We start from the raw sequence: 10478 nt of genomic DNA, 5'->3' as shown, positions 1-10478 counted from the left end.
GCAGCAGATCGGAGTTCGATTCTCCGTACCCGCATTCTTAATTCTGATGCAAATCAAATTTGGTGGACCTAGGGGGAATCGAACCCCCGACTCGTCCATGCCATGGACGCGTGTTACCACTATACTATGGGCCCGTTTATATAAGTTTATACTTCTCTAAAATCATTTTTTCAACCTCCTCGCGAGGTTTACCATATTTTGCATAAGAAAGCTCTTTGATATGTTCTATTTTTGAAACATCACCTTGAGGAGGCGAAATGGTTTCTATATTAAAAGGCTTCACTGGCCGGCCGTGTACCAGGAGCTTCAAGTAAGCATTCCTGTTGTCGACGTTCATCAGGTCGTGAGCATTGAAAACTGGAGCAAACTGGCCTTCTATTTTCTCCGCATCTTCAGCTCCTACTCTGAAAGCACAGATGGAGCCTACGTTCCCAAAAACTGCATCGCGAATTTTTTCCTCAAGTTGGGCAATATACTGATGCGCGATATTGAGCGAAAGTTTGTATTTTCTAGCTTCGGAAAGTATGGTCGAGATCGAGTCGGTGGTGATATTTTGAAATTCATCTATATACAAGTAAAAAGGCGGTAGGTTAACAGATTCAGAACCACGCGACAGAGCGGCCATCAGTATTTTACCGACAAGAATGAGGCCAATCAGGTTCGCATTGATGTCCCCTAGTCGACCCTTCGAGAGATTGACTAGGAGGATTTTGCGATTGTCCATAATATCCCTGAAATTCCAGGAAGATTTTTCTTGAGCGATAACCGGTCGCATGATGTCGTTCTGTAAAAAAACATCAAACTTGTTAGTAACATACTGCACATAGTTCGAAAGTCCCTGATCGCCAGTAGTTTTCTCCGCATTGATCCAGAACTGGGAAATGAGTGGATTTTTACATTTACTTATCTTGTACTCACGATATTTTTTATCGGAAAGAACCCGAGACACATCGACTAAAGTATTGCCCGAATCCGGATCTTCCATCACCAACAGGGCTGAATTTCTGAAATATTGTTCGAAAGCTGGCCCCATCGACTCAGGCACAGAACCATAAAGTTTTCTAAAAATACTAAAAAGTTCATTCACAACAAAGGTTTTTTGCTCTGGGAAATTTGGGTCGTATTCGAGCATGTTGAGAGCCATTGGCCTTTCTATATAAGCAGGATCGAAATAGATTACGTCTTCATATCTCTCTGGAGGAATATTAGCTAGAACGTCGATGATGTCACTACCATGAGGATCGATCATACAAACTCCATTACCAGCACGAATGTCCTGGATGATCATATTTTTAAGAAGTGTCGATTTTCCTGTACCTGTCTGGCCTATGGTATAAAAATGACGAAGCCTATCTTCCTCGGACATGAAAACAGCCGTCTCGATATTGCGGTGTTTGTTCATACCAAGCAGTGTACCCTCTTTTGGAATATCGACTGGGGCTGGAGCAGTAGTAGAGCGTGTTTGTTTCAATTGGTCGCCGGAAGTAATGGCACCGGTATGGAAATGTACCATAGTCGTAATTTCTTTCAGGCTCAAGGGAATTTTATTTGCATCATCGAACATGCGAAAAGAGAAATTGCGTACTAAGTCTTTAAGGTCAGAACCTTTTATTGGAATCCACTTCAGAGTATTACCCGTAGTATTTTGGAACTGGTTGAAACTCGACTCGATACTCTCCAATATTTCTTTAGCTTCCGACTCAGTCCTAGAGGAAGCCAGGATACGCAAATTACATTTAACAATAGGACTCTCTATTTTCCTTTTTATTTCTTCCACTGCTATCTGATCTATATTTTTTACTTCTTCTGGCTTGTCTTTGTCTTTTGTTTTTCCGGCATTAAGAAAACTTTTAAATTCTTTGAAGATGCTGCCAGAAAGGCTCTCTGGCATATCGAGAGCCTCTTTTACCGAAACGCCTTTCAGGATTTTGTCCAAAGCCCCTCGATAACTTTTGACATACGAATCGCCGGCAGGACTCCAGATGAGCTGAATCGCGGCGCCTTCCCCCTCTGTATCGACTTTGGAGAAACTATTGAGAAGGGCGTTCAGCGGATCGTGGTCGAATGAATCGTAGGTGCGGAGGGGGAAGGCGCCGCTTTTTTCCAGTTTACCTATTACTCCGAGAGTCACTCCGGTTTCGTTAAAAATATTGTAATCATCTATCAGCCGACTGATTTTGGCCCCATGAAAAACAGATAATATTTGTTTTTCAAAAAGAGATGAGCGGTTTTCAGGCACCGCTACATAAAAAATAACTTCACCGCTTTTATTGCTATTTCCTATTTCGAGAGAAATAAAACTGTCCCCTTCTTCCTTAAGCGATTCTTTAGTAGAGATGGAGAGCATGCCAGCATAAAACTGTTCCATACTCGATATTATTTCCTTCAAAGTTTTCTCTCTATTTTGATTGCTCGAATTAGAATCATCAGAAACAGCTACTTCATACAAAGCCATTTTCAAACTTTTATGTAGCCTATCCTTACTTTTTACTTTGCCTACGTTTCCACCTTCCTTGATATATTCGACTAAATAGCGATGGAAATCATCCGTCAAATGGAAGTCACCCAGTTTTTCCACTACCGAAAGTGCATTCTTTATGCCCTTTTCCTCGACTAGCGCCATGAGCTCTGCCATTTTATCGTCATGCTCTTCAGGAGTAAGTTTAAGCTTGGTTCCCTCCCTCCTATCGCCACCTTCCCCTATTATCGCCCCTGCCTTTTTTAGAGCCTCACTTTCATCTATTTTAAACTCAGGATGTAAAATTTGTATCGGAGCTATTCTTTTATATTCGGCTATTTCCGTCCTAGCTATTTTTTCCTCATTTTGCTGCAACCCAATTTTTTCTCCCTGCATCTTTCTCTCAGCAATTTTCCCGCGCAAATACACAAGCTCCTCTTCCACAGAGCGCAATTTCATCCCCTGACCCAGAGCCGTAATTTCCATGCTTTAAATTATACAGCTATTCTCACAGCATCTCTACAACCTTGTATCCATAATAACGATTGTCTCCTGTTACTTCAGATAAAGCATAAGGAAAATCATGGAAATCAAAACTTTTCCTCTCTTCATCCGTCTTAGCATCTACCTCCAACATGAAAAGTTTACCATCCGCAAACTCGTCATATTTCAAACTAAACGGAATATCGTTTTGAGTAAATACGAATTCATAACGCTTCTTTTTTAGATGTAGTACAGAGGAGTCCACCAATTCTCTATATTCCTCTTCAGTAATTTTCTTTTTGTCCGAAGTTCTACTACCCTCTTTCGTTATCTTCGTAATCAACAAAATCTGCACCTCTCCATTATCAAACTTCTTATACACCACCTTTCTCTCACTCTCTTCATCTGTCTCCAACCAATCTACAGTCAAGCCAAACGAAGTTACATTATTCCTTTCCAAAAATTCAGAACCAATCCTCGCGAGCACAAACTTGCGAGCATTATCTTCCAAAACCTCTTTACCTTCTAAACCATTTGTTGGGGTGGATTCTGACGACATGGATAGTTATAAATTAATCTAAAAGTTTCTGTTTTTCCCACAATTCATAGAAGCGTCCTTTTTTCTTATAGAGCTCTGAGAAATTTCCTTGTTCAATAATTTTGCCACCTTCCATTACAAGAATTTTGTCCATTTCTTTTATCGTAGTAAGACGGTGTGCGATCACAATTGCTGTGACCGATTGAAAAAATTTATGAAGAGAATCTTGAATTTTTGCTTCCGACTCAACATCAAGATGGGATGTTGCCTCGTCGAGGAGAAGCAATTCTGGGTCCTTAAATATTGCACGAGCGAGGCCCACTCTCTGTTTCTCGCCGCCAGAAAGCTTCACCCCTTTTTCCCCGATTAATGTGTCCGCTCCTTGAGGAAGAGCCCGAGCAAATTCCGAAACGTGCGCCACACTTAGCGCCTTCTCAAAAAGTTTTTCATCCGTACTCTTCTTAAAGTTGGATATCGTCACATTGTTACGCAATGAAAAATTAAATACTTCTGTATCTTGTAACACAACCGCAGCATGAGTAAAATAGTCGGATTTACTGATTGAACGAAGAGGTAGGTCATCGATCAATATTTCGCCACCATAATTTTCACGCTCTTTGAGCAGGAGTTTAAAAAGTGTCGACTTGCCAGCTCCAGAAAGACCCATGATGCCTATCTTCTCACCTCGCGATATTGTGAAGCTTACTCCATCAAGAACTTTTTTATCACCGTATGCAAAAGAAACGTCCTTTAAGTGTATAGTTTGCCAATCCTGAGGCATAGGTATTTTCCCCTTCTCTACATCAGTAACCGGTTTTACCTCGAGCACATTCATCATTCCCGCAATATCTTGTTTAGCGATAGCAAACTCTTGAGAGGCATCCGCGAGTTTACTTATGGCTCCTTGGATACTTGAAAAATACCCATAGAAAAGAATGAGGAATCCTAATTCATACTGACCTTGCATGATACCCCAGCCAATGTAGGCGATCATGGCAATACGAAATATTTGGCTTACTAAATTTTTTATTCCACCACCAAACTGAAACCAAAATATACGTCTTCGGATGAGTTCGTAAAGCTCGTTACCTAAGTTTGCAAGCCTGGACATTAGTGGGTGCATCATCGACATCACTTTGACACTCCGGATATTATTTACTGACTCAAAAATGAGGCCGGACATTTCTTCACTCTTGAGATTCTCCGCTCTTTTGACCTTCGTAGCACTACGAGTGTAAAAAACGGAAATTGATAGATAGATTATAAGAAAAAGTAGAGTGAAAAATGCAATCAATTGATCAAAGTGGGCAATAATAAAAATAACAGCAAAAAAGTTCACCCCTATATCTATAAAGGATGCGAGCCACATACGTAAAAGTTTATTCACAGCATCACTACCACGTTCTATCCTCTTTACTTTGTTGCCTGTATTTTCCTTTTCGTGCCAATCTATATCAATAGAAAAAATGTGTTTTATCGCCTTGAGTTTTGTATCTATGGCCGTTTTTTCAGCAATCGGATATCCTAAAAAGTTAGCATAATACATAGCCACAAAATAAATTAAAGATGTGAGAGTGAAAATACCCATGATGTACCAGAAAGGCAGAAGTGATTCGCCTAATATGTGCGCAGTAAAAAATGTCGTAATCCCAGCCACAGCATAGACTGGATAAAGTCCGACGACTTCACCTAGAACACGAAGAATCGAAGCCAGGAAAAATTTACCTCGATAAGGTTTGACGAATGTGAGCAAGTTGCGAATCAGAGCAAAAGTGGAATAATTTTCTTTCTGCATAGATAAAATATACCGCAATTAATCTAACTATAAAAGAACGGCTTCAATTCTTCCTCAGAAATATATTGGGAGGCTTGGACAAATATCTGTTTGAGTAAGCCTTTATCAATTTCTTTATGTATGGGTACAGTCAAAGTTTGTTTATCTCCATCTACAATACGCCTCATTTTTAAATGACTACCGCGCTGATCTATTTCTTTAAAACCAAAACTAGAAAATATCTTAAGTAAGTCCTTACCACCGAGGACCCTCATCCTAGACATACTGAGGAATTTCGAAATTAACCAATAAAGAAGGAGTGGAGCCTAAACCATTCTCGGAAAGATTCTCGTCAGAGAAATGTAAATCTGTCGCTTCTTGGATATTTTTGACAAGCTCATCAAGAGTCTCGGCTTGAGTGAAAATAGGAAAGTCGTTCGCGTGAGCGGTATAGAATTTATCACCTTTTTGAATTGTAAATTGAATGATAGTTTTCATAGAGGTATTATAACATATTTTATCAAAACTGCGAGGCGAAGGCGGGTCCACGAGGATTCGAACCTCGGTCTCTCCTTTTGGAGAGGAGAATTCTACCACTGAACTATAGACCCTTTAGAATTTGAATCGGTAGATGTCTTTGTGATGACCGATATAGAGGAATACTACAATATTTTTACTTAAATGAAAAATGACACGGTAAGCCATATCCACTCGAAAACTCCACATATTCGCATGCTTGGGAGAAAGTTTTTCTGTATTTAGAGATGGGGGGAACATATCCACCCTGAACAGAGCTTCTTGTTTTTCAGCTTTTCTTTTTATTAAGGCAGGAAGTTCTTTATACATTGAGACAAACTTCCTGGTATAGACCACCTGCATGTTAGATATGCTTTAAGCTTCTTGATTTTATGATGCGTCCTGATTTCATATCTCTTAAAGATTCACTTATATCTTTTACAAATTTAGGATTGAATAGGCCTAGGGCTCCAGCTAATTTCTCCAAAACTGAAAGATCTACAGAAACACTGTATTTTTTGACACCCCTATCTTTAGTTGTGATAGTCATTAAGTTCATAGGGTTATTGTAGCAAAAGTACGACAAATGTAAATCGCCACTTGCGTGGCGATTTACATTACTGATAGTAACAAGGGTGTAAATAATTGCAAGCTAGTTATCCACAACCTCTTTTCCTCTTATTTCTTTATCTTTTTTAATGGAAGTTTGGCTTCAGCAAAGACTACCCTTTTACGAAGAGTTTTGTCATATTTCTTAAGTTCGAGTTTTCGCTCGACTTTCTTTTTGTTTTTACGAGTAAAATAAACCTCTCCGGTTTTCTTATTTACTAATGCTATAAGCTGATCCTGCGACATAGGGGCCAAATATATCAGGAATTAAGAACTTTTGCAAACTCTGTCATGAGCTCTTGAGTAATGGGTCCAATGGTCCCAGGATGCCCCTGGGACTGGGACGCATGGGCCACAGCAAAATCGTCAATTTTAGTTATTGGCACGATGTCTTTAAAAGAAGAAGTGAGAAATACTTCATCAGCTGTTTTGAGTTCACTTAGTTCTACTATCCTCTCTTCTATTTCATATTTATCTTTCATAAGTTCAATAGCCACCTTTCTTGTGATGCCATGCAGCACCCTTTCCCCCGGAGTAATAATTTTTCCATCTTTCACTATAAAAATATTACTAGTAGCACACTCAAGCACTTCCCCATCGTGGATAAAAAGTATTTCAAGAGCCCCCTCTTCTTTTCTCCAATTTTGCAGGTTCACCCCTCGAATATAATTTATAGTTTTGACTTCAGGCCAATCTCTTTGAAAATCATAAGTTAAAAGCTTAGCCCCTTTTTCATAAATTTCTTTGGGCAGAGGCTCCCATTTTTCTATCAAAATATAAAAGGTGGGGCTACTAAAATCGTATTCAATCCCAGCTATAGTAGAACCTCCAGTAAGAACCAATCTTATTATCGATCGAGAAAACCCGTGTTTCCCCAAAAGTTCTTTGATTACTTTTTCGCATCGCTCTTCGGTAATAGGAATATTGAGACTCAAGGCATGAGCACCATTTACAAACCTTTCCCAATGCTCTTTGAATCTAAAAATATTTTCACCTAAAGCAGTAATCCCATCGTATACGCCATAGCCACGAAGCATTCCGATATCGAGGACTGAGACTTTGGCTTCTGAAAGCGGTAGGATACTTCCATTTAAATAGCAGTACTCAGTCATAATTATTGAAGTTACTATTATCTTCTAAAGTACTCTCAAATGCAAAGCCCGCCCCTCTAACTTCGAGGAAGCGGGCGTGTCCCATAAAATCTGGGCGCTATGGTGTGGCCAAACCACCAGCCAGAGAGTACTGACGAACCTGTTCCGGAGTGGGATTCCCTTTTTGGGGCGGGAACGCCACTGAGACTTCGGTGATCAGGTCGCAAGCTCTTGCCCTGAGTTGGAACGGCAACCTTTCGTTAGCCGCCAATTCCGTGAGAAACTGGTCAGCCAAAAGTTCGCCGAGACGCTTACCGTCGTAGTGCTGGAGCGTCTCCTCCGCCACTTCCTCTGGTGTCTTTCCCGCCGATGACTTCTGCAGAAGGACACGATATGCCTTCAAGATTTTGCTGTTCATTCAGAACGCCTCCTCAACTAGTTTATTAAATTTTTCAAAGCTTTTAGAAGAAGGGGAAAAAAGTATAATCGCATTATTTCCCTTTGCTTTCTCCAAAGCACTTTTGAAACACTCTTCCAAAATATCATGCTCTTCTACTTTAGAGCCCAATTCTTTCTTCATTTTCTCCGTCGCAGTCCCAGAAAGCAAAATAATATTTTCCGGTTCCAAATATTTTTTTACCATCACCCCCCATTCTCTAAAATCAAGTTCTCTATCCGTTCCCCCAGATATCAGTATCAGTTTTCTATCTTTCCCACTAAATCTTTCCAGGGCTACCATAGTGGCCTCAGGGGAACATGCCGCAGTATCGTTATATATTTGGAGCCTCTCATTTTCAAACACAATTTCCTGCCTCCACTTTATTTGAGGCAAGGTTTCAGCTGATTTTATAATATCTTCTACACTGACACCTAAGACCAAACAAGCGTGAGCAGAGAGTAAGAAATTTTTCAGGCTATGCCTTCCGTATTCTTTGGCGAAACTAGCGCCGTCAAAACCCGATAAAGCATCGACTGATGGGTAAACGACTTTTGCTTTAGGTGAGAGATTTAAGAAAAATTGAGTCCACTCATCTTCAGGATCCAGGATCAGGAAATCACCAGCTTTCTGTTTTTTAAAAATGTTTGCTTTAGCCAAAGCATAGCCCTTCATAGTTTTATGCCGACTTAAATGGTCTTGAAATATATTAGTAACGACAGCGACATGAGGGGAAACAGCGGAAATATCCATAATTTCAAGAAGAAAAGATGGTTGTTCTATGACAGCAATGGTTTCAGCATCACATTCATTAATTTCAGATAGAAGTGGTTTTTTCGGGTCGTTACCGAGCACCCGAGCCTTTCGACCTGCAGAATTTAAAATGTGATTTATCCAATTAGTAGTGGTGGTCTTGCCTCTAGTGCCAGTGATACCGACTACAGTTTGGCATGGGGAGAATTTGTAGAAAAGAGTCAGTTCATTTTCTATTTGTTTTCCGTTTTCTCTAGCTAGCTTTACAAATTTATTATCAGCTGGCACGTCGGGATTGATAACAATGATTTCATTATTCAAAAAATCCTCTTCCCTGTGTTCCCCTAGGACAAATTTAATTTGAGAAGAAATATCTTTCAGCAAATCGAGTGAGGTTTTCAAATAATCTTCCGATTTCAAATCAGTCACGGTAAGCTCCGCTCCTTTACCTACCAAAAAACGAGCGGTAGCCACTCCACCCCCCAAAATCCCCAACCCCATCATTAAAACTTTTTTATTTTTCAAATCCATCCTTGCGTCTAAATTAGCATATAAATCGAACGCTCGCCTCTCCCTTAGTAGGGAAAAAGCGAGCGCGAGTTGTGCTTAAGCCGTAGGCGGCCACGATGGATGTTCGTCTTCTTGTTGAATCTGGTGACTTGACCCAGACAGGGAGGGCACACCAGAGAAAGCTCTTTTCCGACGGACACGGCCACGCAAAATCGCAAACAACAAAACGATGATCGCGGCTATATGTAATCCAAAAATTACGACCGCTACAGAGTTGGAGATCGATGGCATGCTGGAACCTTTCTATAATATATTTTCCCACAAAATTTAAATTTTAAAACAAAGTAATAAACAACCAGCCCCCCACCTATGCGCAGGTGGGGGGCTTTAGATCCCCGGAGGGATAAACTACTTCCTGTTGACGAGAATCGGCTGCCCCTGCTTCATTATTTGATCGGACGAGCCAGACTGGCGAGCCAGAATTTGGGCCAGATTACGCCACTCTATAACACGCGGATCCTCATCAGATCCTGAGACTGCGTCGAGAATATCAGCGCACTTGCGATAGATACGGGCCGCTTGGTTTATTTGACCAGCAGTCATCGCGATGTGTGCCAATCGTGCGGCTGAAGCGACAGCCTCACGAGCAAGAGCAAAGTCATAGAGATTATAGGCGATGTGAGCCTTCCCTACAAACAAAAGCCCGCGAGTGTGAGCCTTAACCCCGTTCTTCAACATGGCCTTTTCGATACACTCGAGAGCATCCTTGTAACCCCCAAGGGCGACGAGAATGCTCTGGCGAATATCGAGTTGATCAGCCGTCATGCCGGTGTAACCGAGCATGTGATAAGTCATGTCGGAAAAACTCCGCATCCGTAGGTGACACCAGCCACCGAGCGGCGCCCAGGTCAAACCCCAAAGAGCCAGCCAAAAGAGCCCGCTTATGTTCTCGCACGCCTTTGCTTCATCGAGATGAGCTCTGGCGGTAGCCGCGATCGAGTAGTAAGTGCTCGACACAGCCGAGAAAGAGGCTGCACGAAGGGTTAACTCGGAAGATTTGCGATCCTTCCGATGCTTGCTGATAGCGGCAAAAAACAGCCGCAGTTTGGAGAGGAAGGAAGTCTCTCTCCAGGTCAGGTCATAAATAGTCGGCATACTGAAAGATCTCCCTTTCAAATCATGACATACAAGAAAAATAAAAACAAGTGTGCGTCGGAGTGGACTCGAACCACTGATGCCCATTGGGCGGGAGATTTACAGTCTCCTGGAATAGCCGCTATCCGACCGACGCGTCATTTACGATTCTAACA

At 41.3% G+C, this 10478-nt stretch carries 12 protein-coding genes and 3 tRNA genes; all 15 read right to left on the bottom strand.

Annotated elements, in window-relative coordinates; translation table 11 throughout:
- Positions 1-60: 60 nt before the first annotated feature.
- A tRNA-Ala gene (locus VJH67_03365) sits at positions 61-134 on the bottom strand.
- A gap of 2 nt (positions 135-136) precedes the next feature.
- On the bottom strand, positions 137-2944 hold the full coding sequence (locus VJH67_03360) for a TraM recognition domain-containing protein (protein HEY4516196.1): 2808 nt from the start codon (positions 2942-2944) through the stop codon (positions 137-139).
- Between the two features lie 22 nt (positions 2945-2966).
- Complete coding sequence (locus tag VJH67_03355; protein ID HEY4516195.1) at positions 2967-3500, bottom strand: hypothetical protein; 534 nt, start codon at positions 3498-3500, stop codon at positions 2967-2969.
- Between the two features lie 13 nt (positions 3501-3513).
- On the bottom strand, positions 3514-5274 hold the full coding sequence (locus tag VJH67_03350; protein HEY4516194.1) for an ABC transporter ATP-binding protein: 1761 nt from the start codon (positions 5272-5274) through the stop codon (positions 3514-3516).
- 23 nt (positions 5275-5297) lie between these two features.
- Positions 5298-5528, bottom strand: a complete 231-nt coding sequence (locus VJH67_03345) for a type II toxin-antitoxin system HicA family toxin (protein HEY4516193.1) — start codon at positions 5526-5528, stop codon at positions 5298-5300.
- Position 5529: 1 nt separating this feature from the next.
- Complete coding sequence (locus VJH67_03340; protein ID HEY4516192.1) at positions 5530-5751, bottom strand: type II toxin-antitoxin system HicB family antitoxin; 222 nt, start codon at positions 5749-5751, stop codon at positions 5530-5532.
- 42 nt (positions 5752-5793) lie between these two features.
- Positions 5794-5864 (bottom strand) — tRNA-Trp (locus VJH67_03335).
- Between the two features lies 1 nt (position 5865).
- The gene (locus VJH67_03330) at positions 5866-6132 is read right to left on the bottom strand and encodes a type II toxin-antitoxin system mRNA interferase toxin, RelE/StbE family (GenBank protein HEY4516191.1); all 267 of its coding nucleotides are present in this window, start codon (positions 6130-6132) and stop codon (positions 5866-5868) included.
- 1 nt (position 6133) lies between these two features.
- Entirely contained in the window at positions 6134-6328 is a 195-nt protein-coding gene (locus VJH67_03325; GenBank protein ID HEY4516190.1) for a hypothetical protein, read from the bottom strand.
- A 119-nt stretch (positions 6329-6447) separates the two neighbouring features.
- Positions 6448-6624: a 50S ribosomal protein L33 gene (rpmG, locus tag VJH67_03320; protein ID HEY4516189.1), complete on the bottom strand. Its 177-nt coding sequence runs from the start codon at positions 6622-6624 to the stop codon at positions 6448-6450.
- A gap of 14 nt (positions 6625-6638) precedes the next feature.
- Positions 6639-7490: an aminotransferase class IV gene (locus VJH67_03315; protein HEY4516188.1), complete on the bottom strand. Its 852-nt coding sequence runs from the start codon at positions 7488-7490 to the stop codon at positions 6639-6641.
- A 97-nt stretch (positions 7491-7587) separates the two neighbouring features.
- Entirely contained in the window at positions 7588-7887 is a 300-nt protein-coding gene (locus VJH67_03310; protein ID HEY4516187.1) for a hypothetical protein, read from the bottom strand.
- Complete coding sequence (gene murD, locus VJH67_03305; GenBank protein ID HEY4516186.1) at positions 7888-9189, bottom strand: UDP-N-acetylmuramoyl-L-alanine--D-glutamate ligase; 1302 nt, start codon at positions 9187-9189, stop codon at positions 7888-7890. It abuts the gene before it with no gap.
- A gap of 387 nt (positions 9190-9576) precedes the next feature.
- Positions 9577-10410, bottom strand: coding sequence for a hypothetical protein (locus VJH67_03300; GenBank protein ID HEY4516185.1), 834 nt, complete (start codon positions 10408-10410; stop codon positions 9577-9579).
- A tRNA-Tyr gene (locus VJH67_03295) sits at positions 10377-10459 on the bottom strand. Before VJH67_03295 ends, VJH67_03300 begins: the two co-directional genes overlap by 34 nt.
- Positions 10460-10478 lie beyond the last annotated feature (19 nt).

The organism is Candidatus Paceibacterota bacterium (genome assembly GCA_036517255.1).
GTDB lineage: Bacteria > Patescibacteriota > Minisyncoccia > Phycocordibacterales > WO2-35-19 > DATDXE01.
Note: the sequence above shows the minus strand (reverse complement) of the source record. Positions and strands in the feature narration are given on the sequence as shown.

Excerpts from the sequence above, each read along its gene's own strand:
- murD (HEY4516186.1), bottom strand. The coding sequence starts at position 9,189 with ATGGATTTGAAAAATAAAAAAGTTTTAATGATGGGGTTGGGGATTTTG.
- VJH67_03330 (HEY4516191.1), bottom strand. The coding sequence starts at position 6,132 with ATGCAGGTGGTCTATACCAGGAAGTTTGTCTCAATGTATAAAGAACTT.
- VJH67_03315 (HEY4516188.1), bottom strand. The coding sequence starts at position 7,490 with ATGACTGAGTACTGCTATTTAAATGGAAGTATCCTACCGCTTTCAGAA.
- VJH67_03360 (HEY4516196.1), bottom strand. The coding sequence starts at position 2,944 with ATGGAAATTACGGCTCTGGGTCAGGGGATGAAATTGCGCTCTGTGGAA.
- VJH67_03350 (HEY4516194.1), bottom strand. The coding sequence starts at position 5,274 with ATGCAGAAAGAAAATTATTCCACTTTTGCTCTGATTCGCAACTTGCTC.
- rpmG (HEY4516189.1), bottom strand. The coding sequence starts at position 6,624 with ATGTCGCAGGATCAGCTTATAGCATTAGTAAATAAGAAAACCGGAGAG.
- VJH67_03310 (HEY4516187.1), bottom strand. The coding sequence starts at position 7,887 with ATGAACAGCAAAATCTTGAAGGCATATCGTGTCCTTCTGCAGAAGTCA.
- VJH67_03345 (HEY4516193.1), bottom strand. The coding sequence starts at position 5,528 with ATGAGGGTCCTCGGTGGTAAGGACTTACTTAAGATATTTTCTAGTTTT.
- VJH67_03300 (HEY4516185.1), bottom strand. The coding sequence starts at position 10,410 with ATGGGCATCAGTGGTTCGAGTCCACTCCGACGCACACTTGTTTTTATT.
- VJH67_03340 (HEY4516192.1), bottom strand. The coding sequence starts at position 5,751 with ATGAAAACTATCATTCAATTTACAATTCAAAAAGGTGATAAATTCTAT.
- VJH67_03325 (HEY4516190.1), bottom strand. The coding sequence starts at position 6,328 with ATGAACTTAATGACTATCACAACTAAAGATAGGGGTGTCAAAAAATAC.
- VJH67_03355 (HEY4516195.1), bottom strand. The coding sequence starts at position 3,500 with ATGTCGTCAGAATCCACCCCAACAAATGGTTTAGAAGGTAAAGAGGTT.